This is a genomic window from Pseudomonas sp. VE 267-6A, assembly GCF_024126555.1.
In the GTDB taxonomy this organism is placed as follows: domain Bacteria; phylum Pseudomonadota; class Gammaproteobacteria; order Pseudomonadales; family Pseudomonadaceae; genus Aquipseudomonas; species Aquipseudomonas palmensis.
The window spans coordinates 239,389-264,206 of the sequence record NZ_JAMYBY010000005.1 but is presented as its reverse complement, the minus strand read 5'-3'; the positions used below and the strand labels follow the sequence as shown (position 1 = coordinate 264,206).

General features: G+C 65.7%; 22 protein-coding genes. 9 read left to right on the top strand and 13 right to left on the bottom strand.

Features of this window, described 5'->3' with window-relative positions:
- The first annotated feature begins 83 nt into the window (after positions 1–83).
- Positions 84–1,337, top strand: coding sequence for an OprD family porin (locus NJH59_RS07875; RefSeq protein WP_196932604.1), 1,254 nt, complete (start codon positions 84–86; stop codon positions 1,335–1,337).
- A gap of 97 nt (positions 1,338–1,434) precedes the next feature.
- Here the strand turns inward: NJH59_RS07875 and NJH59_RS07870 are convergent, their stop codons facing one another.
- On the bottom strand, positions 1,435–2,337 hold the full coding sequence (locus NJH59_RS07870; RefSeq protein WP_088515517.1) for a TauD/TfdA family dioxygenase: 903 nt from the start codon (positions 2,335–2,337) through the stop codon (positions 1,435–1,437).
- A 181-nt stretch (positions 2,338–2,518) separates the two neighbouring features.
- On the opposite strand from NJH59_RS07870, the gene NJH59_RS07865 reads away from it, so the two are divergent.
- Positions 2,519–3,445 (top strand): LysR family transcriptional regulator, encoded by a 927-nt coding sequence (locus NJH59_RS07865; RefSeq protein WP_043860762.1) that lies wholly within the window; start codon positions 2,519–2,521, stop codon positions 3,443–3,445.
- Here NJH59_RS07865 and NJH59_RS07860 read toward each other — a convergent pair.
- Complete coding sequence (locus tag NJH59_RS07860) at positions 3,402–4,448, bottom strand: ABC transporter substrate-binding protein (RefSeq protein ID WP_043860761.1); 1,047 nt, start codon at positions 4,446–4,448, stop codon at positions 3,402–3,404. The two genes, NJH59_RS07865 and NJH59_RS07860, sit on opposite strands and share 44 nt — an antisense overlap.
- A 268-nt stretch (positions 4,449–4,716) precedes the next feature.
- Between NJH59_RS07860 and NJH59_RS07855 the strand changes: the two genes are divergently transcribed.
- The 3 genes from NJH59_RS07855 to NJH59_RS07845 are packed head-to-tail and all read left to right on the top strand — an operon-like array spanning position 4,717 to position 8,735.
- Positions 4,717–6,303 carry an ABC transporter permease gene (locus NJH59_RS07855; protein WP_078479551.1) on the top strand — a complete coding sequence of 529 codons (1,587 nt, stop codon included), beginning with the start codon at positions 4,717–4,719 and terminating at the stop codon, positions 6,301–6,303.
- Positions 6,300–7,124 carry an ABC transporter ATP-binding protein gene (locus NJH59_RS07850; protein ID WP_253086601.1) on the top strand — a complete coding sequence of 275 codons (825 nt, stop codon included), beginning with the start codon at positions 6,300–6,302 and terminating at the stop codon, positions 7,122–7,124. Before NJH59_RS07855 ends, NJH59_RS07850 begins: the two co-directional genes overlap by 4 nt.
- Positions 7,125–7,133: 9 nt before the next feature.
- Positions 7,134–8,735: an arylsulfatase gene (locus NJH59_RS07845; protein WP_054914802.1), complete on the top strand. Its 1,602-nt coding sequence runs from the start codon at positions 7,134–7,136 to the stop codon at positions 8,733–8,735.
- On the opposite strand, the gene NJH59_RS07840 is transcribed toward NJH59_RS07845, so the two are convergent.
- A complete protein-coding gene (locus NJH59_RS07840; protein WP_054914803.1) occupies positions 8,707–9,399 on the bottom strand; it encodes a Crp/Fnr family transcriptional regulator in 693 nt (230 codons plus the stop codon). The two genes, NJH59_RS07845 and NJH59_RS07840, sit on opposite strands and share 29 nt — an antisense overlap.
- Positions 9,400–9,488: 89 nt before the next feature.
- Here NJH59_RS07840 and NJH59_RS07835 point away from each other — a divergent pair, with 89 nt between their 5' ends.
- Positions 9,489–10,013 (top strand): DUF962 domain-containing protein, encoded by a 525-nt coding sequence (locus tag NJH59_RS07835; protein WP_253086600.1) that lies wholly within the window; start codon positions 9,489–9,491, stop codon positions 10,011–10,013.
- A gap of 81 nt (positions 10,014–10,094) precedes the next feature.
- On the opposite strand, the gene pcaC is transcribed toward NJH59_RS07835, so the two are convergent.
- The 9 genes from pcaC to pcaR all read right to left on the bottom strand — a co-directional run bounded on the left by pcaC (position 10,095) and on the right by pcaR (position 19,670).
- Entirely contained in the window at positions 10,095–10,487 is a 393-nt protein-coding gene (gene pcaC / locus NJH59_RS07830; protein WP_043860755.1) for a 4-carboxymuconolactone decarboxylase, read from the bottom strand.
- A 10-nt stretch (positions 10,488–10,497) separates the two neighbouring features.
- The gene (pcaD, locus tag NJH59_RS07825) at positions 10,498–11,289 is read right to left on the bottom strand and encodes a 3-oxoadipate enol-lactonase (protein ID WP_253086599.1); all 792 of its coding nucleotides are present in this window, start codon (positions 11,287–11,289) and stop codon (positions 10,498–10,500) included.
- Between the two features lie 11 nt (positions 11,290–11,300).
- Positions 11,301–12,665, bottom strand: a complete 1,365-nt coding sequence (locus NJH59_RS07820; protein ID WP_043860753.1) for a 3-carboxy-cis,cis-muconate cycloisomerase — start codon at positions 12,663–12,665, stop codon at positions 11,301–11,303.
- Positions 12,666–12,677: 12 nt separating this feature from the next.
- Positions 12,678–13,967 (bottom strand): MFS family transporter, encoded by a 1,290-nt coding sequence (locus NJH59_RS07815; RefSeq protein ID WP_054914806.1) that lies wholly within the window; start codon positions 13,965–13,967, stop codon positions 12,678–12,680.
- Between the two features lie 120 nt (positions 13,968–14,087).
- Positions 14,088–15,293 carry a 3-oxoadipyl-CoA thiolase gene (gene pcaF / locus NJH59_RS07810; protein WP_253086624.1) on the bottom strand — a complete coding sequence of 402 codons (1,206 nt, stop codon included), beginning with the start codon at positions 15,291–15,293 and terminating at the stop codon, positions 14,088–14,090.
- Positions 15,290–16,069, bottom strand: a complete 780-nt coding sequence (locus NJH59_RS07805; protein ID WP_043860750.1) for a CoA-transferase subunit beta — start codon at positions 16,067–16,069, stop codon at positions 15,290–15,292. The genes pcaF and NJH59_RS07805 overlap by 4 nt, the downstream gene beginning before the upstream one ends.
- Entirely contained in the window at positions 16,066–16,926 is an 861-nt protein-coding gene (locus NJH59_RS07800; protein WP_043860749.1) for a CoA transferase subunit A, read from the bottom strand. The genes NJH59_RS07805 and NJH59_RS07800 overlap by 4 nt, the downstream gene beginning before the upstream one ends.
- A 237-nt stretch (positions 16,927–17,163) precedes the next feature.
- Positions 17,164–18,510, bottom strand: coding sequence for an MFS transporter (locus NJH59_RS07795; protein ID WP_043860748.1), 1,347 nt, complete (start codon positions 18,508–18,510; stop codon positions 17,164–17,166).
- A 284-nt stretch (positions 18,511–18,794) separates the two neighbouring features.
- Positions 18,795–19,670: a pca regulon transcriptional regulator PcaR gene (gene pcaR / locus NJH59_RS07790; protein ID WP_173925037.1), complete on the bottom strand. Its 876-nt coding sequence runs from the start codon at positions 19,668–19,670 to the stop codon at positions 18,795–18,797.
- A 343-nt stretch (positions 19,671–20,013) separates the two neighbouring features.
- Here pcaR and NJH59_RS07785 point away from each other — a divergent pair, with 343 nt between their 5' ends.
- The 3 genes from NJH59_RS07785 to NJH59_RS07775 all read left to right on the top strand — a co-directional run bounded on the left by NJH59_RS07785 (position 20,014) and on the right by NJH59_RS07775 (position 23,347).
- Positions 20,014–20,214 (top strand): hypothetical protein, encoded by a 201-nt coding sequence (locus NJH59_RS07785; protein ID WP_043860747.1) that lies wholly within the window; start codon positions 20,014–20,016, stop codon positions 20,212–20,214.
- A gap of 327 nt (positions 20,215–20,541) precedes the next feature.
- Entirely contained in the window at positions 20,542–22,014 is a 1,473-nt protein-coding gene (locus NJH59_RS07780; protein ID WP_043862134.1) for an inorganic phosphate transporter, read from the top strand.
- A gap of 145 nt (positions 22,015–22,159) precedes the next feature.
- Complete coding sequence (locus tag NJH59_RS07775) at positions 22,160–23,347, top strand: kelch repeat-containing protein (RefSeq protein WP_253086598.1); 1,188 nt, start codon at positions 22,160–22,162, stop codon at positions 23,345–23,347.
- Here the strand turns inward: NJH59_RS07775 and NJH59_RS07770 are convergent.
- On the bottom strand, positions 23,318–24,790 hold the full coding sequence (locus tag NJH59_RS07770) for a helicase HerA-like domain-containing protein (RefSeq protein WP_043862132.1): 1,473 nt from the start codon (positions 24,788–24,790) through the stop codon (positions 23,318–23,320). The genes NJH59_RS07775 and NJH59_RS07770 overlap by 30 nt on opposite strands.
- Positions 24,791–24,818: the final 28 nt, after the last annotated feature.

Genomic DNA, 24,818 nt, shown 5'->3' with positions numbered 1-24,818 from the left:
TGTAACGAATTGATTCCCCCCTGCCCGCCACAGCACCATCCATCCGCCATCGCCCCAACATAAAAACAAGAGACGCCCTAACGATGAACACTTTCCAGCCCGCACGTCACCTGTTCCCCGGCCTGCTTGCCATAAGCTGCGCCCTGCCCGCCCTGGCCGACGAAGGGGGCTTTGTCGAAGACGCCAAGGTAGGCCTCAACCTGCGCAACTTCTACATCAACCGCAATTTCGTCGACCCGGCCAACCCCCAGGGCAAGGGCGAGGAATGGACCCAGAGTTTCATCCTCGACGCCAAGTCCGGCTTCACCCAGGGCACCGTCGGCTTCGGCGTCGACGTGCTGGGCCTGTACTCGGTCAAGCTCGACGGCGGCAAGGGTACCGCCGGCACGCACCTGTTGCCGGTACACGATGACGGCCGCCCGGCCGATGACTTCGGACGCCTGGGCGTGGCGCTCAAGGCCAAGGTCTCCAAGACCGAGCTGAAGGTCGGCGAATGGATGCCGGTACTGCCGATCCTGCGTTCGGACGACGGCCGCTCGCTGCCGCAGACCTTTCGCGGCGGCCAGCTGACCTCCCAGGAAATCGACGGCCTGACCCTGTATGCCGGGCAATTTCGCGGCAACAGCCCGCGCAACGACGCGAGCATGGACGACATGTCCATGAACGGCCGCGCCGGTATCACCTCCGACCGCTTCAACTTTGCCGGTGGCGAGTACACCTTCAACGACAAGCGCACTCTGGTCGGGGTGTGGAACGCCCAGCTCAAGGACATCTACAACCAGCAATACATCAACCTGGTGCACAGCCAGCCGCTGGGCGACTGGACCCTGGGCGCCAACCTGGGCTACTTCATCGGCAAGGAAGACGGCGCCGAGCGTGCCGGCAAGCTCGACAACCGCACCGCCTCGGCGCTGCTTTCGGCACGCTATGGCAGCAACACCTTCTACGTGGGGCTGCAGAAAGTCAGCGGCGACGACCTGTGGATGCGGGTCAACGGCACCAGTGGCGGCACCCTGGCCAACGACAGCTACAACGCCAGCTTCGACAATGCCAAGGAGCGCTCCTGGCAGCTGCGTCACGACTTCAACTTCGCCGGGCTTGGCGTGCCGGGGCTGACCCTGATGAACCGCTACATCAAGGGCGACAACGTGCACACCGCCGTGGTCAGCAACGGCAAGGAATGGGCGCGGGAATCGGAGCTGGCGTACGTGATCCAGTCCGGCAGCCTGAAGAACCTGTCGTTCAAATGGCGCAACTCGAACATGCGCCGCGACTTCAGCACCAATGCATTCGACGAGAACCGCCTGATCGTCAGCTACCCGATCAGCTTTCTCTGAACCCCTTCGCCGGCAAGGCCGGCTCCTACAGGCCCGCGCTACCCTTGTAGGAGCCGGCCTTGCCGGCGAATAGGTATGTTCAGACACTACAAACTCATTACCCCTTCAGCGTGCGGCTACGCTGCCCCTGCACCCCCACCGGCACATCCCCCTGCAGCGTCACCCGGCGCACCACGCGCCCCTGGGTACCGTAGTCATCCACCGCATAATGCTGGGTCGCGCGGTTGTCCCAGATCGCCACGTCCCCGGCCTGCCAGCGCCAGCGCACGGTGTTCTCCAGGCGCGTCACATGGCTCTGCAGCAGGTTGAACAGGTGATCCGAATCGGCCTTCGAATAGCCCTTGATGCGCTTCACGAAATGCCCCAGCAGCAGGTGCTTCTCACCGCTCACCGGGTGCACCCGCACCACCGGATGCTCGGTCTCGTACACCGTCGAAGTGAACACCTTGCGGTAGTTCTCCAACTGCTCGAGGCTCACGTTCGGCTTGGTCGCGGCATAGTCGTACTCGTTGCTGTGCACCGCCCACAACTGCTCGGCCAGTGCCTGCAAGGCCGGTGACAGGTCGTCGTACGCGCTGGCGGTATTGGCCCACACCGTATCGCCCCCCGACGCCGGCGCCACCACCGAACGCAGGATCGACGCCTTGGGGTACGCTTCGACGAAGGTCACGTCGGTGTGCCAGGAGTTGGCCCGACGCCCTTGCCCGCCATCGAGTTCCAGCAGGTAGCGGGTGCCGTCGCGCACCGGCACGGTCGGGTGCGCGATGGGCTCGCCCAGCAGGTGCGCGAAGGCTTCCTGGGTCTGGTCGTCCAGCTGCGTCTGGCCCCTGAAGAAGATCACCTTGTGCTGCACCAGCGCGGCCTGGATCGCCTCCACCACCGCCGGGGCCAGGTCGGCGCCCAGTGTCACCCCACGAATTTCGGCACCGATGCGCCCGGCCACCGGATGAATCTCCAGCGCATGGCTGACAGGTGCTGCGGCAAATGCGGCGTTGCTCATGGTTCGTCCCTCATCGGTTGCGTCACGGTAAGTGCCGATGAAACTCTGGCGCTATCTATATGCAAATAAGCTCTAACAGATATGCAAGTGCTTCATTGACGGAATAAGAGCTTGCATTTAAAACCCAGACTCCCGGGGCGGCAAATACCTTCGCCCTATTTTTGGAATGCCGGAAAAGCATATGGATCTTCGCCAACTGCGCTACTTCATCGCCCTCACCGAACACCGCAGTTTCGTGCGCGCCGCCGACGCCATGGGCATCACCCAGCCCGCCTTCAGCCGCAGTATCCAGGGCCTGGAGCAGGAGTTCGGCTGTGTGCTGGTGGACCGCGCCAACAAGGATCTGCGCCCCACGCCCGAAGGCCAGGTGGTGCTGCAGCACGCCCTGCGCCTGGTGCAGGGCGCGGCGCAGCTGAGCAGCGAGGTGCAGCAGATGACCAAGCTCGATGCCGGCGAGCTGCGCTTTGGCTGCGGCCCTGCACCGGCGGTGAACCTGGTGCCGCAGGCGGTGGCGCAGTTCATCAACGCCCACCCCAAGGTGCGCACGCATTTCGAGGTTTCAAATTGGGAAAAGCTCAGCCGGGCGCTGAGCCGCGAAGAGATCGAGTTCTTCGTCGCCGACATCCGCCACTTCGAAGCCGACCCCAACTTCCAGACCCTGGCCCTGACCCCGCGCCGCGGCCTGTTCTTCTGCCGCCCCGGGCACCCGCTGCTGGCCAAGGACAGCCTGTCGACCAACGACATGTTCGACTACCCGCTGGCCTGTTCGCTGATTCCGCCGGGGGTGCGCAAGCTGCTGGCCAACCTCAGCGGCAAGACCGACTTTTCGCCGCAGATCCAGAGCGAGCATCAACCCACCCTGCTCAAGATCGTGCTCGGCACCAATGCCATCGGCATCGGCAGCGAAGAGGCCTACGGCGCGGCGGTGCAGGCCGGCGAACTGGTGCGCCTGCACTGGCGCAACCTGCCGGCCAACCTCGACAGCTTCAATGCCCGCTGCGGCATCGTCAGCCGCAGCGGCTACCGCCTGTCCCCTGCGGCGCGGGCGATGATCGAGACCCTGATCAACCTTGACCGCCAGCCTGCGCCACAGGCGCTGGTCGGGTAGCCTGCGGCGCCAGCCACTGGTCGACCTTGAACGGTTTGCGAATCAGGCGTTGCTGCGCGGCGAGGTCCACCGAGGCTTGCAGGCGAGCGAGAAAGTCGGGGTCCAGGGTCGAGTCGAACACCGCGCTCAGGCGCTCCTGGCTGAGGTCACGCTGCAGGATCGCCGGCGGGTAGCTGGCACGCTCCGACACCAGCTGGATGTAGGCGTCCTTGTTGGCATCGTCGGTCAGCCATTGCACCGCCGGCTGCTGCGCGGCGACGAACTTCTCGACCACTGCCGGGTACGCATCGACGAAGGCACCGGCGGCCACCAGCACCGCCTGCACATTGCCCGCCCCACCCAGATCGCGGGTATTGAGCGGCAGTTCGGCCAGGCCGCGATCGGCCAGCGCACTGATGCCGGTGGAGCCCCAGGTGGCGTCGATCTGCCTGGCCGCCAGGGCGGCGATAGCCGCGCTGAAATCCAGGTTGATGACCTTGAGGTCCTTCTCGCTCAGGCCCTGGCTGGCCAGCGCGGCATCGAACGAAAGCTGCGTGGCGGTGCCACGGAACACCGCCACGCGCTTGCCCTTGAGGTCCTGCAGGGTCTTGATGCCGCTGCCCGGCACCACCCCAAGGTAGTGTTTGACCCCGCGCGCGGTGGCGGCCACCAGGCGGGTGTCGACGCCATTGGCCTTGCCGATGATCGCCGCCAGGTCGCCCAGGTAGGCGAAGTCCACCTGGCCATTGGCGAACGCCTCGTTGATGACCGGCCCCGCACCCTTGAAGTAGTTCCACTGGATGCTGATGCCGTCGGCGGCGAAGGCTTTCTCCAGCAGCTGTTGCTGTTGCAGCACGTCGGTGATGCCACCGCCCGAATGCTGGGTGCCGGCACTCAGGTCGGGCACCGCGATGCGGATCTGCTTGAGCTCGGCGCCCTGCGCCAGTGTCGGCATCCAGCCGATCACGGCGGCCAGTGCGGGGGTGGCGAACAGGCTGAAAACACGATTGATCGACAGGTTCATGGCACACAGCTCCTTGTAATGGTGCGGCCACGCTACCCATAGCGGATGCCAATCTTTAAATACTATTAAATTACATTTTAATAACCAGATTACATATTAGCCCTGTCAGGCCCGGCCCTGCGGGTTATGCATTGCACACAACCAAAATATGCTTCGAATGCATTGGCTGCGCGGCGAGTCAGCGGCTTTAAATGCAGTTCTTATCGCTCAATCGAATGTAATTTCTTCTGCATATACCCATAAGAAATATACAAATAGCGAGGCCTGCATGACCCGTACCGCCCTTTCCTCACTGGCCCCCGCCCCTGGCCTGCCGCGTCTGCGCAGCCTGCCCTGGCAGCGCCTGCAAGCCTGGTATCTGCCCGTGCTGCTGGCGGCGGTGTGGTGGCTGGCCAGCCGCAACCACTGGATGAGCGAGCAGATACTGCCACCGCCTGCGCTGGTATGGGACAGCGCCGTGGAACTGGGTCGCGGCGAGGTGTGGGCGCACCTGGCCATCAGCCTGCAACGCCTGCTGCTGGGGCTGGTGGCCGGGGTCGGGGCCGGTGCGGTGCTCGGCGCCTGGCTGGGCTTCAGCCAGCGCGCCGAACGCCTGGTACTGCCGACTTTCAACGCCCTGGCGCAGATCCCCACGCTGGCCTGGGTGCCACTGTTCATGGTGCTGTTCGGCATCGGCGAAGTGCTCAAGCTGGTGGTGCTGGTCAAGGCGGTGATCGTGCCGGTGACCCTGCACACCCTGGTGGGCGTGCGCGATGCCCAACCGCGCCTGCGCGAAGCGGCGGCGGTACTGCGCCTGCCCACGCACCTGCTGGTTCGCCGGCTGATCCTGCCCGCTGCGCTGCCGGCGTTTCTGGCCGGTGTGCGCCTGGCCCTGGCGGCCGGCTGGACCTCGCTGCTGGCGGTCGAGCTGCTGGCCTCCAGCGAAGGCCTGGGCTACCTGATGGTGTGGGCACGGCAACTGTTCATGCTCGACATCGTGTTCGTGTGCATCGCCGTGATCGGCGTGCTCGGGCTGCTGATGGACCGCGGCCTGGGCTGGCTCGACCGGCGCCTGCTGCACTGGCCGCACCCGGCCACCGCACAACTGCGGGTGCGCCCGCTGCTTGGCTGGCAGCACCTGCATGCCCTGGGCCTGCCGCTGGCGCTGCTGGTGCTGTGGCAACTGGCAAGCCAGTACGGTTGGGTCGATGCGAACATTCTGGTGGCGCCGCTGGAGGTGGTGCACAGCACCTGGGCCGGCGTGCTCGACGGCACCTTGAGCGGCGCGCTGGCCGTCAGCGTCGGGCGAGCGCTGGGCGGCCTGCTGCTGGGCGGCAGCCTGGGCTTTGCCTTCGGCCTGCTGCTGGGCCTGTCGCGCCGCGCCGAGCGCCTGCTGGGCCCGAGCCTGGCCGGGCTGCGCCAGATCGCGATCTTCGCCTGGGTGCCGCTGCTGACCGCCTGGTTCGGCCTGGGCGAACTGGCCAAATGGGTATTCGTCGGCCTGGCGGCATTCTTCCCGCTGTTCATCGCCACCCAGCGCGCGGTTGCCAGCCTGCCTGCACAGCTCGACGAAGCCGCCCGCGTGCTGCGCCTGAGCGGTGCCCAGCGCCTGCGCAGGCTGGTGCTGCCGGGCGCCGCGCCGGGCATCTTCGCCGGGTTGCGGGTCGGCCTGATCTACGCCTGGCTGGGCACCATCGGCGCCGAGTACTTCATGCCCTCCGGCGGTGGCATCGGCAGCCTGATGATCGGCGCCCAGCAACTGCTGCGCATGGACCTGATCATGGCCGGCATGCTGCTGGTCGGCCTCACCGGCGCCCTGCTCGGCGCCGTCGGACAACACATCGAACTGCGCGCCACGCGCTGGAGACGGGCATGAATGCACTCGCTCACCCACGGGTCAGCTTCAACCAGGTCGGCAAGCGCTTCAGCGTGGCCGACGGCGAACTGGAAGCGATCCGCGATTTCAACCTGCAGATCGCCGACGGCGAATTCGTCGCCATCGTCGGCGCCAGCGGCTGCGGCAAGTCCACCCTGCTGCGCCTGCTGGTGGGCCTGGACGCCGAGTACCAGGGGCAGATCCTGATCGACGGCCAGCCGGTGCACGGCATCGGCAGCGAGCGCGGCATCGTGTTCCAGGAGCACCGCCTGTTCCCCTGGCTGACAGTGGCCGAGAACATCGACCTGGGCCTGGTCAACGAGGGCCTGGAGCGCACCCGGCGCGCCCGGCGGGTGGCCGACTTCATCAGCCTGGTGGGCCTCGAAGACTTTGCCCAGGCCTACCCGCACCAGCTCTCGGGCGGCATGGCCCAGCGCGTGGCGATTGCCCGCGGGCTGGTGGCCAGCCCGCGCATCCTGCTGCTGGACGAACCCTTCGGCGCCCTCGACGCCCTTACCCGCCAGCAGATGCAGGACGAACTGCTGGCCATTCGCGAACGGGCGCGCATCACCACCCTGCTGGTGACCCACGATGTCGAGGAAGCGATATTCCTGGCCGACCGCGTGGTGGTGCTCGAACCGCGCCCGGGGCGGATCAAGCGCATCGTCGAGGTCGACCTGCCGCACCCGCGCCAGCGCGCCAGCCTGGCGTTCCACCGCCTGCGCGAAACCCTGCTGCACGAACTGACCCACGATAAGCGCTACCTGCCGCCCGCCGTGGAGCAGATCCGCGACCTGCCCCTGACCTACCTTGCCTGCTGAGTGCCGACCATGAGCCAACGCCCCAACTTCCTGATCATCGTTGCCGACGACCTGGGCTTTTCCGACCTGGGTGCCTTCGGCGGCGAAATCGCCACGCCGCACCTGGACGCCCTGGCCACTGCCGGCCTGCGCCTGACCGACTTCCACACCGCGCCCACCTGCTCGCCGACCCGCTCGATGCTGCTGACCGGTACCGACCACCACATCGCCGGCATCGGCACCATGGCCGAGGCGCTGACCCCGGAGCTGATCGGCAAGCCGGGCTACGAGGGTTACCTCAATGACCGCGTGGTGGCGCTGCCCGAGCTGCTGCGCGAGGCCGGCTACCAGACACTGATGAGCGGCAAGTGGCACCTGGGCCTGAAGGCCGAGCTGGCGCCACATGCGCGTGGCTTCGAACGTTCGTTCGCGCTGCTGCCGGGCGCGGCCAACCACTATGGCTTCGAACCCACCTACGACGAACACACCCCCGGCCTGCTCAAGTCGACCCCGGCGCTGTACATCGAGGACGACACCTTCGTCGAAGCGCTACCCGAAGGCTTCTATTCCTCCGACGCCTTCGGCGACAAGTTGCTGCAGTACCTCAAGGAGCGCGACCAGAGCCGGCCGTTCTTCGCCTACCTGCCGTTCTCCGCGCCGCACTGGCCGTTGCAGGCGCCGGCCGAGGTGGTGGCGCGCTACAAGGGGCGCTACGACGCCGGGCCCGAGGTGCTGCGCCAGGAGCGCCTGGAAAAACTGCGCGCCCTGGGCCTGATCGGCGCCGAGGTGCAGGCGCACCCGGTGGATGAACAATGGCAGGCGCTGAGCGACGAACAGCGCCAGCGCTCGGCACGCGCCATGGAGGTGTACGCGGCGATGGTCGAGCGCATGGACTGGAACATCGGCCGGGTGCTCGGCTACCTGCGCAACCAGGGCCTGCTGGACAACACCCTGGTGCTGTTCATGTCCGACAACGGTGCCGAGGGCGCGCTGCTCGAAGCCTTCCCCAAGTTCGGCCCGCACCTGGCCAGCTACCTGGACCAGCACTACGACAACAGCCTGGACAACATCGGCCGCGCCAACTCCTACGTGTGGTACGGCCCGCACTGGGCCCAGGCGGCCACCGCACCGTCGCGGCTGTTCAAGGCCTTCACCACCGAGGGCGGCATTCGCGTGCCGGCCCTGCTGCACTACCCGGCACTGGCGCGCCAGGGGCAGATCAGCCATCAGTTCAGCACCGTGATGGACATCACCCCGACCCTGCTGGACCTGGCCGGCATCCGCCACCCGGGCAAACGCTGGCGCGGGCGCGACGTGGCGCCGCTGCGCGGCAAGTCGTGGCTGGGCTACCTGTCGGGCGAGACCGAGCAGGTACACGACGAGCACACCGTCACCGGCTGGGAGCTGTTCGGGCGCCGGGCTATTCGCCAGGGGCACTGGAAGGCGGTGTACATTCCGGGCCCGGTGGGGCCGGCCACCTGGCAGCTGTACGACCTGAGCATCGACCCCGGCGAGGTCCACGACCTGGCGCAGGCGCAGCCGGCAAAGCTGCAGGCCCTGCTCGGCGAATGGCAGAAGTACGTCGAGGAAACCGGGGTGATCCTCAGCCAGTCGCCGTTCCAGCCGGATTAGCCATCAGTGCCAGGCGCGCGGGGTCGAGAATCTCGATCTCGCCGTAGCTCAGGCGCAGCACGCCATCCTGCTCCAGCGCCTTGAGAATCTGGTTGGTGGTCTGGCGCGACAGCGCGAGCATCAGCGCCAGTTGCTCCTGGGACAATTGCAACACCCTCCTGGCCCCCTCCACTTCGCCGTAACCGGCGGCGATCTGCAGCAGCCGGTAGGCCACCCGCGGCGCGGCACTCATCAGGCTCTGCTGCTCCAGCGCGACAAAGGCCAGGCGCAGCTTGTGGCTCATCAGCAAGGCGAATTCACGCCAGTAATGCGGTTGCGCATCCAGCAATTTCACCAGCGCGCCCTGGGGCACCCGCAGCAGGTGGGTGGCACCTTCGGCATAGGCGTCGTGGGTACGTGGCTGGTCGTCGAACAGGCAGATCTCGCCGAACCAGTGCGGGGCCTCGATCAGGGTCAGCACCGCCTCCTTGCCCTGGGCGCTGACCGCACCGATGCGGATGGCGCCATCGAGCACCGCGTACAGTCCACAAGGCGGGTCGCCGCGCTGGAACAGGCAGGCGCCGGCCTCCAGGCTCACGGGCCGAGCCAGGTGCAGCAGGCTATCCTGCAGGGTAGCGGGCAACTGTTTGAACCAGTGACCCTGGCGCAAGGTTGAAGCGTTCATCGGGGGCCTCGTGGTGACACTGTCGGCTAGCCGACAGACGACGGTGCCTGCGCAGGGCAAGCTCGGGCAATCCTACAGGAGGAACAACAATGAAAAGCCTCGTCGAGCACCTGAGTCAATACGCGGCCTACCACCGCGACCCACGCAACATCGCCACGCACTTCGTGGGTATCCCGCTGATCGTGGTGGCGGTCACAGTGCTGCTGTCGCGTCCGGGCATGGCATTGGGCGGGGTATGGCTGTCGCCTGCATTGCTGGTGGCGCTGTGGTCGGCGTGGTTCTACCTGCGCCTGGACACCCGCTTCGGGTTGCTGATGAGCGTGTTGCTGGGCTTGTGCCTGTGGGCCGGGCAGGTACTGGCGGCTCAGAGCACGCTGGTGTGGCTGAGTGCGGGGCTGGGGCTGTTCGTGGTGGGCTGGGCGATCCAGTTCGTCGGCCACTATTACGAGGGGCGCAAGCCGGCGTTTGTGGACGACATCAGCGGCCTGATCGTGGGGCCGTTGTTCGTGGTGGCGGAGATGGCGTTTGTGCTGGGGTTGCGCGGGGAGTTGAAGCGGTCGATCGAGGCGAATGCGGGGCCGGTGGGTAGTCGCTCGAAAAAGGCGGCGATCTGAAGGCCCGTTCGCCGGCAAGGCCGGCTCCTACAACGGCACATACTGTAGGAGCCAGCCTTGCTGGCGAAGAGGCCCTGAAGATCAGGCGCGGGATTCGACGCCCAGTTCATCCCACACCGACTCCGCCAGGTGGAACGTGGCATTGGCCGCCGGGATCCCGCAATAGATCGCGCTCTGCATCAGCACTTCCTTGATCTCTTCGCGGGTCACGCCGTTGTTCGCCGCCGCCCGCAAGTGCAGCTTCAGCTCTTCATTGCGGTTCATGCCGATCAGCATCGCGATGGTGATCAGGCTGCGGGTATGGCGTGGCAACCCCGGCCGCGTCCAGATATCGCCCCACGCGTGCCGGGTGATCATTTCCTGGAACTCGCCGTTGAACTCGGTGAGGTTGCTCAGGCTGCGGTCCACATGGGCATCGCCCAGTACCGCACGCCGCACCTGCATGCCGGCCTCGTAACGTTCTTTTTCGTCCACAACCTACTCCTCAGCGGGCCAGCAGAAAATCGATCACGCAGCGGCTGAACGGCGCGCCGACTTCAACGTTGGACAGGTGCGCCGCCTGGAACTCGGCATACTCGGCACCCACCACATGCTCCTGGATGAAGCGCCCGCCAGCCGGCGGCGTGACCGCATCGGCACTGCCGGAAATCACCAGCAGCGGCACCTTGATCTCACCCAGCTGGTCCCGGAAGTCCGCATCGCGCACCGCGCCGCAGTTGGCCGCATAGCCATCGGGCGAAGTACCCGCCAGCATGTCGGTGATGCGCTTGGCCTGGTCCGGGTTGGCCTGCGCATAGGCCTTGGTGAACCAGCGCTCGATGGAGGCGTCGCGCAGCCCCACCATCGCCGCCTCGCGGTCGCGCAGCACCATGTCGATGCGCGGGTTCCATACCTCGTCGTTGCCGATCTTGGCTGCGGTGTTGCACACGATCAGGCGGTTCAGGCGCTCGCCGGCATGGATGCCCAGCCACTGCCCGATCAGCCCGCCCATGGACAGGCCGCAGAAATGCGCCCGCTCGATCTTCAGCGCGTCCAGCAGTGCCAGCACGTCACGCCCCAGTTGCTCGATGCTGTACGGACCCTCGGTCACCAGCGACTGGCCATGCCCGCGGGTGTCGTAGCGCAGTACCCGAAAATGCGCGGCAAATGCCGGCAGTTGCGGGTCCCACATGGTGTGGTCGGTGCCCAGCGAGTTGGACAGCACCAGCACCGGTGCGCCCTCGGGCCCGTCGAGCCGGTAGTTCAGTACGCCATCAGCGAGTTGTACGCTAGCCACAACGGCCTCCTTCAACGCTTGAATTGTTGGTGTTCAGCCACCGCCCGCGCCACCCACACGCGGGCCTGGCCCAGATAATGAGCAGGGTCGAGCAGGCGGTCGAGTTCGTCCGCCGACAGCTCGGCAGTCACCTGCGGATCGTCGCCCAGCACGTCGCGCAGCTGACGCTGTTCGGCCACCGCACGCTTGCAGCAGGTTTCCAGCAGGTGGTGTGCGGTGTCCCGGCCCAGTCGCTGGGCCAGCACGATGCTGACCGCCTCGGCCAGCACCAGGCCCTGGGTCAGGTCGAGGTTGCGGCGCATGCGCGCAGCATCCACCTCCAGGCCCTCGGCAATCACCTGGGCCTGGCGCAGGGCGCCGGACACCAGGCAGCAGATCTCGGGCAGGGTTTCCCATTCGGCATGCCACAGGCCCAGGCTGCGCTCGTGCTCCTGGGGCATGGCCGCGAACAGCGTGGACACCAGCCCCGGTACACGGGTAGCGGCGCCGATCAGCACCGCCGCGCCCACCGGGTTGCGCTTGTGCGGCATGGTCGACGAGCCGCCCTTGCCCGGCGCAGCAGGCTCGAACACCTCCGCCGCCTCGGTCTGCATCAGCAGGCTCACATCGCGTCCCAGCTTGCCCAGGCTGCCGGCGATCATGCCCAGCACCGAGGCGAACTCCACCAGGCGGTCACGCTGGGTATGCCAGGGCTGCTCGGGCAGGCTCAGCCTGAGCTGCCCGGCCAGCGCCTCGGCCACCGGCAATGCCTTGTTGCCCAGCGCCGCCAGGGTGCCGGAGGCGCCGCCGAACTGCAGGCTCAGCAGGCGCGGCTTGAGCTCCTGCAGGCGCTGACGGTGACGGGTAAGTGCACCGAGCCAGCCGGCGATCTTCATGCCCAGGGTCACGGGCGTTGCATGTTGCAGCCAGGTGCGCCCGGCCAGCGGCGTGTCGGCATGCTGCAGCGCCTGGTGCGCCAGGCTGTCGGCCAGGCGCGCCAGGTCGGCTTCGATCAGGCCCAGGGCATCGCGCAATTGCAGCACCAGCCCGGTGTCCATCGCATCCTGGCTGGTAGCGCCCAGGTGCACGAAGCGCTCGGCTTCGGGCACGCCGCTGGCAATCACCTTGCCCAGCGCCTTGACCAGCGGGATGGCCGAGTTGCCGGCCACCGCGATGGCCTCGGCCAGGGCCGCGAAGTCATAGCGCTCGGCCTGGCAGGCCGCTTCGATCGGTGCCACCGCCACCTGCGGGATCAGCCCCACCGCCGCCTCGGCGCGGGCCAGCGCGGCTTCGAAATCGAGCATGCCCTGCACTCGGCCACGGTCGGAAAACACGGCGCGCATGGCCGGCGCGGTGAAGTAGGCATCGAACAGCTGATTGCCCGGACGTTGGTTCATCGGTGGTCCTTCTCAATGATCGTGGTGCAGGTACGCCGCCTGCTTGGGCAGGCGCAGGCTGAACAGGAAGGCAATCGCCATCATCACCGTAACGTACCAGTAAAAGGCGTTTTCCATGTTCAGCGACTTGAGCCCCAGTGCCACATATTCGGCCGAGCCGCCGAAGATCGCGTTGGCCACCGCGTAGGCCAGGCCCACGCCCAGCGCACGTACCTGCGGCGGGAACATCTCGGCTTTGACCAGCCCGCTGATAGAGGTGTAGAAGCTCACGATGGCCAGCGCCAGGGTGATCAGCACAAAGGCCAGGAACGGGCTGGTGACGGTTTTCAGGGTAAGCAGGATCGGCACCGTGCACAGGGTGCCCAGGGCGCCGAACCAGAGCATCGAGGTGCGCCGGCCGATGCGGTCCGAGAGCATGCCGAACAGCGGCTGCATGCACATGTACAGGAACAGTGCGCCGGTCATGATGAAGCTGGCGGTCTTGGCGCTCATGCCTGCAGTGTTCACCAAGTACTTCTGCATGTAGGTGGTGAAGGTGTAGAAGATCAGCGAGCCGCCGGCGGTGTAGCCAAGCACGGTGATGAACGCCGCCTTGTGGTTGCGGAACAGGCCGCCGAGGCTGCCGGCGTCCTTGTCGTTGCGGGTTTCGGCGCTGCTGGTCTCTTCCAGCGAGCGACGCAGGAACAGCGAGATCACCGCCGCGATGGCACCCACCACGAACGGGATGCGCCAGCCCCAGGCGCGCAGCTCATCTTCGGTGAGCAGTTGCTGCAGGATCACCACCACCAGCACCGCCAGCAGTTGCCCGCCGATCAGGGTCACGTACTGGAACGAAGCAAAGAAACCGCGCTGACCGCGCAGGGCCACCTCGCTCATGTAGGTGGCGGTGGTACCGTATTCGCCGCCCACCGACAGGCCCTGGAACAGCCGCGCCAGCAACAGCAGCGCCGGTGCCCAGGCACCGATGCTGGCGTAGGTCGGCAGGCAGGCGATCACCAGCGAGCCGGCGCACATCATCAGCACCGAGATCATCATCGAATTCTTGCGCCCGTGGCGGTCGGCCACACGGCCGAACAGCCAGCCGCCGATGGGCCGCATCAGGAACCCGGCGGCGAACACGCCGGCGGTGTTGAGCAGCTGCACCGTCGGGTCGTCGGAGGGGAAGAAAGCCGGGGCAAAGTAGATCGCGCAGAAGGCATAGACGTAGAAGTCGAACCATTCCACGAGGTTGCCCGAGGAGGCACCGACGATGGCGAAAATGCGTTTGCTGCGTTCTTCGCCGGTGTAATGGATTGAAGTCATGGCAATTCACTCTGGGAGGATGTCTGAAGTCTAGACACACTCGGTAACACTCACGTTCCACAGAACAATCACCCCGCTGCCCCGACCTTGCGTGGAGGTCGCAGCAGCGGGGCCATTGATTTACACGCGCTCGATGGCCAGGGCCAGGCCCTGCCCGACACCCACGCACATGGTCGCCAGGCCTTTGCGCCCGCCGGATTTCTCCAGCTGGTGCAGCGCTGTCAGCACCAGGCGTGCGCCACTCATGCCCAACGGGTGACCCAGGGCAATGGCGCCGCCGTTGGGGTTGACCTGCGGCGCGTCGTCGGCAATGCCGAGTTCGCGCAGCACGGCCAGGCCTTGGCTGGCGAAGGCTTCGTTGAGCTCGATCACGTCGAAATCGGTGACCGCCACGCCCAGGCGCTCGATCAGCTTGCGCACCGCCGGCACCGGGCCGATGCCCATTACCCGGGGGGCAACGCCGGCACTGGCCATGCCGAGCACGCGCGCGCGCGGGGTCAGGCCATGCTTTTGCACCGCCTCGGCCGACGCCAGTATCAGCGCCGCGGCGCCGTCGTTGACGCCCGAGGCGTTGCCGGCGGTGACCGTCTTGGCCGCGCCGTTAACCGGCTTGAGCCTGGCCAGGGCTTCGAGGGTGGTGTCGGCGCGCGGGTGTTCGTCGTGCTCGACCACGGTCTCGCCCTTCTTGTGCGCGATGCGCACCGGCACGATCTCTTCGGCGAAGTAGCCGGCGGCCTGGGCCTTGGCGGTGCGCTGCTGGCTGCGCAGGGCGAAGGCATCCTGGTCGGCGCGCGATACCTGATAGTCGTCGGCCACGTTGTCGGCGGTCTGCGGCATCGCGTCCACGCCGTACTGGGCCTTCATCAGCGGGTTGATGAAGCGCCAGCCGATGGTGGTGTCTTCCAGCTTCATGTTGCGCGAGTAGGCGCTTTCGGCCTTGCCCATCACGAACGGTGCACGGGACATCGACTCGACGCCGCCGGCAATCGCCAGCTCCATCTCGCCGCTGGCAATGGCGCGAAACGCCGTGCCGATGGCGTCCATGCCCGAGGCGCACAGGCGGTTGAGGGTCACACCCGGCACGCTGTCGGGCAGCCCGGCCAGCAGCAGGGCCATGCGCGCCACGTTGCGGTTGTCTTCACCGGCCTGGTTGGCGCAGCCGAAGAACACTTCGTCGAGCTGGTCCCATTGCACCGTGGGGTTGCGCTCGATCAGCGCCTTGAGCGGTACCGCCGCCAGGTCGTCGGCGCGCACGCCGGCCAGGGCGCCGCCGAAGCGGCCGATGGGGGTGCGAATCGCGTCGCAGATGAATACGTCACGCATCAGGCTTCTCCCGGCGCTTGGCCGTGGGCGGCCGCCGTGCGCGCTTCGAGGTCGCGCAGCGCAGTCAGCTCGACTTCGCTCGGCGCCACGGTGGTTTCGACGCTGTCGGCAAAGCGGATCGCCCAGCCGGTGGCGGCGACGATCTGCTCGCGGGTCACCCCCGGGTGAATCGAGGTGACCACGAATTCGTTGCTGCCGGCTTCAGGTTCCATGATGCACAGGTCGGTGATGATGCCCACCGGGCCGGCACCGGGCAGGCCCAGGCGTTTGCGCGAGTCGCCGCCTTCGCCGTGGCCGACCGAGGTGATGAAGTCGAGCTTGTCGACGAAGGCGCGCGAGGACTGCTTGAGGATGATCAGCACGGTCTTGGCGGAGCCGGCGATTTCCGGTGCGCCACCGGCACCCGGCAGGCGTACCTTGGGCTGGTGGTAGTCGCCGACCACGGTGGTGTTGATGTTGCCGAAACGGTCGACCTGGGCCGCGCCCAGAAAGCCCACGTCGATGCGCCCGCCCTGCAGCCAGTAGCGGAAGATCTCGCCGGTGGGCACCACGGTATCGGCGGTTTCGGCCAGCTCGCCGTCACCGATGGACAGCGGCAGTACCGTCGGCTTGGCGCCGATAGGGCCCGATTCGTAGATCAATACCACGTCGGGCGAAGAGGTCAGGCGTGCCAGGTTGGCGGCCTTGGACGGCAGGCCGATGCCGACGAAGCACACGGCGCCGTTGCGCAGGCGGCGGGCAGCGGCAACGGTCATCATTTCATTGGTGGAGTAGCTCATTGTGCAGCCTCCGAAGCGCTGGCCAGTTTTGCCTTGAAGGCAGGGAAGTCGGCGGTGCCGCGAATGTATTCGTCGATCCAGGCGGTGAAGGTCTCACGGCTGCGGGCAATCGGGTCCCAGGCCTGGTAGAAGCGGTTGTCACGCTCGGAGTAGCCGTGCGCGTAGGACGGGTGCGCCCCGCCCGGTACCAGGCACACGGCCGACAGTGCCCAGGTGGGCAGCACGCAGGCATTCATTGGCGCGTTGAGGTCGTCGACGATCTCTTCCACGGTGACGATGCAGCGCTTGGCGGCCAGGGCGGCCTCCTTCTGCACACCCAGGATGCCCCACAGCAGCACGTTGCCCTTGCGGTCGGCCTTCTGCGCGTGGATCACGGTGACGTCCGGGCGAACCGACGGCACGGCGGCCAGCACCTCACCGGTGAACGGGCAGGTCACGCTCTTGATCAGCGGGTTGACCTTGGGCAGGTCGGAGCCGGCGTAGGCGCGCAGCACCGCGAACGGCAGGCCCGAGGCACCGGCAACGTAGGCGTTGGCGAGGTCGGCGTGGCTGTGTTCTTCGATTTCCATGGCGTGCGGCCACTGCTTCTCGACCGCGTCACGCAGGCGGTGCAGCGACCCGACACCCGGGTTGCCGCCCCACGAGAAGATCAGCTTGCGGGCGCAGCCGGCGCCGATCAGCTGGTCGTAGATCAGGTCGGGGGTCATGCGCACCAGGGTCAGATCCTTCTTGCCCTGACGAATGATTTCGTGCCCGGCGGCGGTCGGGATCAAATGCGTGAAGCCTTCAAGGGCGACGCTGTCGCCGTCGTTGACGAACTGCTTCACGGCGTCGTGGAGCGAGAGGATTTCAGCCATTGCAGACTCCTGGAGAGCGGTTTCAGAGGTGCCTCTGGGCGGCACCGGCATGAGCTCAGATTAAGGCGGCGCATTGGGCCGTACAATCCGATAATCGCCATAGCGTTCGATTATCGAACGTATTGTTGTTGTGCTAAGAATATGAATCAGGGTGGCTTCATTCGCCGGCAAGGCCGGCTCCTACAGGCTCACCGCAAACCTGTAGGAGCCGGCCTTGCCGGCGAAGCGTTCAGGGTGTCAGGTCGCGTCAGCGTGGCTCACCACACCCTTGATCACCACTGCCACCGTCGCGATCGCGGCCGGGATCACCAGGGCCGTCAGCACCTGTTCGAAGTTCCAGCCCAGGCCCAGCAACGTGGCGCCCATCCAGGCCCCGAGAATCGCGCCAAACCGGCCGATGCCCAGCATCCACGACACGCCGGTAGCGCGGCCCTGGGTGGGGTAGAAGCGCGCCGCCAGCGACGGCATCGCCGACTGCGCCCCGTTCACGCACATGCCGGCAATCAGCACCAGGGTCGCCAGCAGCGTGATGTTGCCCAGGCTCTGGCCCACCGCGTAGGCGAACACCCCGGCCAGCAGGTAGAAGGTGCCGATCACCTTGTGCGGGTTGTAGCGGTCCATCGCCCAGCCTACCGCCACCGCACTGAGCACGCCGCCGAACTGGAACAGCGCACCGATGAACGCCGCCTGCTCCATGCTCGCCCCGCTGTCACGCATCAGCGTGGGCAGCCAGCTGGTCAGCAGGTAGACGATCACCAGGCCCATGAAATAGGTCAGCCACAACAGCAGCGTGCCGACGCTGTAGGTGCCCGAGAAGATCACCGCGAACACGTTGCGCGCCTTGACCGTCTTCTGTTCCGGCACGCTGAAGCTGGCAGCCTGGTTGACGATGCCCGGCTCGATCGGCGCCAATGTGCGGCGTACCCGGTCGGTGCCCTTGTTGCGCACCACCAGGTAACGCGCCGACTCCGGCAGCCACACCATCAGCACCACCACCAGCAGCAGCGGCAGGATGCCGCCGATCAGCAGCAGGCTGTGCCAGCCGAACATCGGGATCAGCTTGGCGGAAATGAACCCGCCACCGGCCATGCCCAGGTTGAAGCCGCAGAACATGCTGGTGACCAGCAACGACTTGTGCCGCTCGGGGGTGTATTCGGACAGCAGCGTGGTGGCGTTCGGCATGCCGGCGCCCAGGCCCAGGCCGGTCAGAAAGCGCAGCACCAGCAACTGGTCGACGTTGGTGGCATAGGCCGAGGCCAGGCTGAACGCGCCGAACAGCAACACCGCGCCCACCAGCACCACCTTGCGCCCGAAACGGTCGGCCAGCGGCCCCGAGCCCAGCGCACCGAACACCATGCCGATCAGCGCGGCGCTCATCACCGGGCCCAGGCTGGCGCGGTCGATGCCCCAGTCCTGGGACAGTGCCGGGGCAATGAAGCCCATTGCGGCGGTGTCCAGGCCGTCGAGGAACACGATCAGAAAGCACAGGATGACCACCCGCCATTGGTAACGCGACAACGGCTGGGCATTGATGAACGACTGCACATCCAGGCAGTTTCCAACAGCAGCTTGGGGACTATTCATTGTTTTTATCCAGAAGATGCGCGCGAGTGTGCGGGTGCGCGCGTGAACGGCACAGACGGTCGGGTACGGGTCTTTTGGAAAGGGTCAGCTACCGTGCAGCCGGCAGGCGGGCAGGTACAGGCTGAAGCAGGACAGGGTGCAGGTCATGGGGTGTTCTCTCGCTCATTATTATTGGAGGCCGTCAGGGGCCACTTGATGCGAGGGACATTAATAAGGCGCGCGACGCGGCGCAATTCGATAAACGCAAGACTGTGCGTTTATCGAACAGGAACCGCTCGACGCATTCAACTGAACAGCTGGGTACTCAGGTCGCGGCTGGCCGCCACCATGATCGGCAGGAACTTCTGCTCCAGCTCGCTGCGACTCACCCGCCCGGCGTGGGTGCTGATGTTCAGCGCCGCCAGCACCTGGCCGGAGGCGTCGTACACCGGCACCGCGATCGAACGCAGGCCCTGCTCCAGCTCCTGGTCGACCACGCACCAGCCCTGCTCGCGCACCTGCTGGAGGATTTCCAGCAAGGCTGCCGGGTCGTGCACGGTACGGCTGGTCTTGGCCTGCAGGTCGGCGTGCTCCAGGTATTCGTGCAGGGTGGCGTCGTCCAGCGCCGCCAGCAGGATGCGCCCCATCGAGGTGCAATAGGCCGGCAGGCGCCCGCCCACCGACAGGTCCACCGAAATAAGGCGCTGCACCGTCGCCGAGCGGGCGATGTAGAGAATGTCGTCACCTTCGAGGGTGGCCATGTTGCAGGCCTCGTGCAACTGGTCGCTCATGCGGTCCAGGTACGGCTGCGCCGATACCGCCAATGGCGTCGAGGACAGGTAGGCATGACCCAGGGTCAGCACCTTGGGCAGCAATGAATAGGTGCGCCCGTCGGTGGTGGCATAGCCGAGCTTGATCAGCGTGTGCAGGCAACGGCGAACCGCCGCGCGCGGGATCTCGGTGCGGTGGCTGATCTGGGCGATGGTCAGGTGCCGCTTGCGCTCCTGGAACGCCTGCACCACCGCCAGGCCCCGCGCCAGCGACGTCATGAAATCCGGGTCGCCGGTGAACGCCTGGATGCGCTTGGCCGGCGAGGCCACGATGGGCGGCGCCAACGAAGCGAAAGAGCTGCGCACGTTGTCGTTCAGGCCTGGGCCCTTGCCCCCTGTTTCTTCACTCATGACTCACCTCGGCAAACTTCACTTGGGCGATTATCGAACCATCGGCCGATAATCGCAATTGACCGATGCCTACAATTGCTTATACCTTTCGCCTGCCACATGTGGCTTCTTGGAGAGACTGGTCAGGTACCCACCGTAGAAGTCCCAGGCACGGCCTTGCCCACCAGCAAGGCCGTTTTTGCTTCTGCCTGGCTGACAGGCCCCGACAGAAGGTGTAAAACAGCCATTCAACTGCAATCACCCTCGTCTTATATAGACGCTCGACACAATGGCCTGCGCCGCTGTCGTCGGGTTAAACGTGCTTGTGTTGAAATCGGCATCAACTCCAACTTCAGGAAACACTGTGACGAAAGATGAACTGCGCGCTGAACTCGAGCGCCAGGAACAACGTTACAAGGACGTTTATGGCGGAGAAGTCACCACATACGCCGCCCAACCAGACCCCGAACGCAAACCCTGGCGCAAACGTGCCAGCCTGCTGGACCAGGCATTTGCCGTGGAACTGCAAAAGATCGAAAAGGAGCTCAGCCCACAGGAGCCCTGACCCTCGGACAAAGCGCCCGCCCCTGGGCACGGCACCGGCACGAAGACGGTGCCTTGGGCGACCCTTGCGGCGTCGAAGATGAAACCGTTACGTAATCTCACAAATTTAATACGGTCGTTTGAATTATTCAGCCGTGGAAAACATCGGTTTTTTCTTGACCGTTCGCGTTATTTTTTCTGATTTTTGCCGATCTTTCTTGATTACCCTCCCCTCCTGCAGTGCCCTGCCCCCCCGCAAAAGCGCCCCGACCGGTCAGCACCTAGTGCATCGATTACCTAGGATTTCTGGCATAATCGCGCCCCCTTATGACCGGGTCAGAATTCCTTCATGATCGATTTATTCAGCGGACTTGATGCCTGGGTACTGGTGAGCCTGTTGCTCGCCTTGACCTTCGTGCTCGCCTTCGAGTTCATCAATGGCTTTCATGACACCGCCAATGCGGTAGCGACTGTCATCTATACCAAAGCCATGCCGCCGCACCTGGCCGTGTTCTTTTCCGGCGTGTTCAATTTCCTTGGCGTCCTGCTGGGCGGAGTCGGGGTGGCGTATGCCATCGTGCACCTGCTGCCGGTGGAGCTGCTGATCAATGTGAACACCGGGCATGGCCTGGCCATGGTCTTCTCGCTGCTGGCCGCGGCCATCGCGTGGAACCTGGGTACCTGGTACTTCGGCATCCCGGCGTCCAGCTCGCACACCCTGATCGGCTCGATCCTGGGCGTGGGCCTGGCCAACGCGCTGCTCAACGACATTCCACTGGGTGACGGGGTCAACTGGCAGAAGGCAATCGACATCGGCATGTCGCTGGTGCTCTCGCCCATGGCCGGCTTTGCCGTGGCCGCGCTGGTGCTGATCGGCCTGAAGTGGTGGCGTCCGCTGTCGAAGATGCACAAGACGCCTGAACAGCGCCGCAAGCTCGACGACAAGAAGCACCCGCCGTTCTGGAACCGCCTGGTACTGGTCATTTCGGCCATGGCCGTCAGCTTCGTGCACGGTTCCAACGATGGTCAGAAAGGTATCGGCCTGATCATGCTGGTGCTGATCGGCATCGTACCGGCGCAGTTCGTGCTGGACCTGAACAGCACTACCTACCAGATCGAACGTACCCGTGACGCGACCCTGCACCTGAGCCAGTTCTACCAGCGCAACAGCGAAACCCTGGGCGAATTCCTGGCACTGGGCAAGGCCAAGGCCGGTGACCTGCCGGAGCAGTTCAGCTGCAATCCGCAACAGACCGAGCCGACCATCACCGCGCTGCAGCAGTCGCTCAACGGCGTGGCGGACTACCATTCGCTGACTGCCGAGAAGCGCGTGGAAGTGCGGCGTTACCTGCTGTGCCTGGATGACACGGCGAAAAAGGTCAGCAAGTTGCCAGGCCTGGAAGCACGTGAAAAGGCCGACCTGGACAAACTGCGTCGTGACCTGACCGCGACCACCGAGTACGCGCCGTTCTGGGTGATCCTGGCGGTGGCCCTGGCCCTGGGCCTGGGGACCATGGTGGGCTGGAAGCGTGTGGTACTGACCATTGGCGAGAAGATTGGCAAGCAGGGCATGACCTATGCCCAGGGCATGTCGGCGCAGATCACCGCAGCCTGCGCGATTGGCGCGGCCAACATCTTCAGCCTGCCGGTGTCGACCACCCATGTGCTGTCGTCGGGTGTGGCCGGGACCATGGTGGCGAACAAGAGCGGCCTGCAAGGCGGTACCGTGCGCACCATTCTGCTGGCCTGGGTACTGACCCTGCCGGCGACCATCGCCTTGTCGGCGGGGTTGTTCTGGTTGGCGTCCAAAGCCATCGGTTGAAATAACGCAGTACCGCAGAAGGGTCAGCCATTCATTTGGCTGGCCCTTTTTTCATGGCCCTGCGCAAACGCACTGTCATTTATGTCAGTAGACGATGGGCCACCTGCAGCGCACCCTCCTTTTCACGCCGACAAGGAGAATGCACATGTCGAAGGACGGCCATATCCACGCTTGCGCTGGCGCCATGCACATCGCCCGGGCCCTGCACAGCGCCATGCGTTTGCCCAATGGCGATGTGCTGGTTGCCGGCGGCATCACCAATGGCGGGCATGCCACCGACAGCGTGGAACGCTTCAGCCTTGACCAGCGCGAATGGAAGCAACAACCTCCCAAGCAGAAGGCGGCATTCTCGCAACTCACGGTCACTCTCGACGACGGGTCCTTTCTGTTGGTCGGCGGCTCACAAACCGGAGAAGCCAGCGACCACGTCGAGCGTTTCGACCCCATCCGCTCATGCTGGACAACGCTGCGCAGCCTCCAGGTTGCCCGCTTCAGCCACACCGCTACGTCACTGTGGGGCGGCACGAACAAGGTGCTTGTCATCGGCGGCAACCACCTCAAGGGCGACACCGGGAAAGTGCTCGACATCGTCGAGCTGTACGACGTCGCCAGCGACGAGTGGCATCAGCTCGGTGAGCGCAGTCAGGCACGCATGACCCACAGCGCCACGTTGCTCGACTCCGGCAAGGTGCTGATTATCGGCGGCTATGCCCCCGACCAGGCACTGGCCCACTGCGAACTCTTCGACCCGCAGACCGGGCGGTTCGAGCCGACCACGCCACTGCCTGCCCCCCGCATGCAGCATACGGCCACGCTGCTGAACAATGGCCAGGTGATGGTGGCGGGCGGCACCTGCATGCCGTTTGGTGAAAGTGCACTGGAATCGTTTCTGTACGATCCGCTAGCCGATACCTGGCGAAGTGGTCCGCCCATGCAGCGTGGACACCAGGGGCACACCGCCACGCTGCTGCCCGATGGTCGGCTGCTGCTGGCCGGCCATACCAGACTGCCCTACCGCCCCAGCACCGAGCTGTACGACCCACGCCAGGATGCATGGGTGCTGGGCAGCGAGCTGAACGAACCGCGCTTCTCCCACAGCGCCACGCTGCTGCCCGGCGATCAGGGCGTGCTGCTGTGCGCAGGCCAACTGCTCACACCCGACACGGCCTATACACGAAGCTGCGAGCACTGCTGCGGCCCCTTGGCACAACCTGCCGAGCCTGCGCAGGGCACCGGCTCGATGCCTTCGGGCCCGCTTGAGAACTTGCCGGCGAACCGGCAACTCCACTGCCTCGACGCCTTGTCAGCGGCGCTTGCTGCCCCCCAGCAGTGAGCCCATCAAGCCCCGCACCAGTTGCCGTCCGAACTGATTGGCCGCCTGGCGCACCGCCGATTTGATCGCCTGCCCCGCCGCGCTCTGCAAGAACTCCCCGGCCTTGTCGGCCAGGCTTTCCTCGGCCGGCGCCTGCTGCGCCGATGGCACCTGCCCCTTGCGCGCCATCAATATCTCGTACGCCGACTCCCGATCGATCGGCTTGTCATAGCGCCCCTGCAACGGCGACGCCGCAATCAGCGCCGCCCGCTCGGCCTCGCTCAACGGCCCGATGCGCGATTGCGGCGGCGCGATCAGTACCCGCTCGACCATGCCCGGCGTACCCTTGTCCTGCAGGGTGCCCACTAACGCCTCGCCAATGCCAAGCTCGGTCAGCACCGCCAGGGTGTCGAACGCCGGGTTCGGCCGAAACCCATCGGCCACCGCCCGCAGCGACTTCTGCTCCTTGGCCGTGAACGCACGCAAGCCATGCTGGATGCGCAGGCCGAGCTGGGCGAGCACATCGTCCGGCAGGTCGCCCGGCGACTGAGTCACGAAATACACCCCCACCCCCTTGGAACGAATCAACCGCACCACCTGTTCCAGACGATCCTGCAGGGCCTTGGGCGTGCCGCTGAACAACAGGTGAGCCTCATCGAAAAACAGCGCCAGCAGAGGCTTGTCCGCATCGCCACGCTCGGGCAACTGCTCGAACAGCTCCGCCAGCAACCACAGCAGGAAGGTCGCATACACCTTCGGCGCCTCGTGCACCAGGCGGCTGGCATCGAGCAGGTGGATGCGCCCGCGCCCGTCGGCAGCAGGCTGCAGCAGGTCTGGCAACTGCAACGCCGGCTCACCGAACAGAGCCTCGGCCCCTTGCTGCTCCAGGGTCGCCAGGCGCCGCAACAGGGCCTGGCTGGAACCGCTGGTCATCAGCGCACTGTCTTCGCCTAGCACCTGCGGGTTGTCCTTGAGGTGGCCGAGCAGCGCCTTGAGGTCCTTGATGTCCAGCAGCAACAGGCCCTCGCGATCGGCCACCTTGAACGCCGCATACAGCGCCGCCTGCTGGCTGTCGTTGAGTTCGAGCAGGTTGCCCAGCAGCAACGGGCCCATTTCGCTCAAGGTCGTGCGCAACGGGTGCCCGGACTTGCCGTGCACATCCCACAGGGTCACCGGATACGCCTGCGGCCGATGCTCGAGCCAGGGCATGCCGGCAATCCGCTCGGCCACCTTGCCCTGCGGGTTGCCCACCGCACCCAGGCCGCACAGGTCGCCTTTGACGTCGGCAGCGAACACCGCCACGCCGGCATCGCTGAAGGCCTCGGCCAGGTGCTGCAAGGTTACGGTCTTGCCGGTGCCGGTGGCCCCGGCAACCAGTCCGTGACGGTTGGCCAGACGCATGGCCTGGCACACCGGCTGCCCCGCCAGGTCCGCACCGAGAATGAACTGCGAAGAGTCAGGCATGTTTTTTCACCCTCTGTTCAAGCTTTAG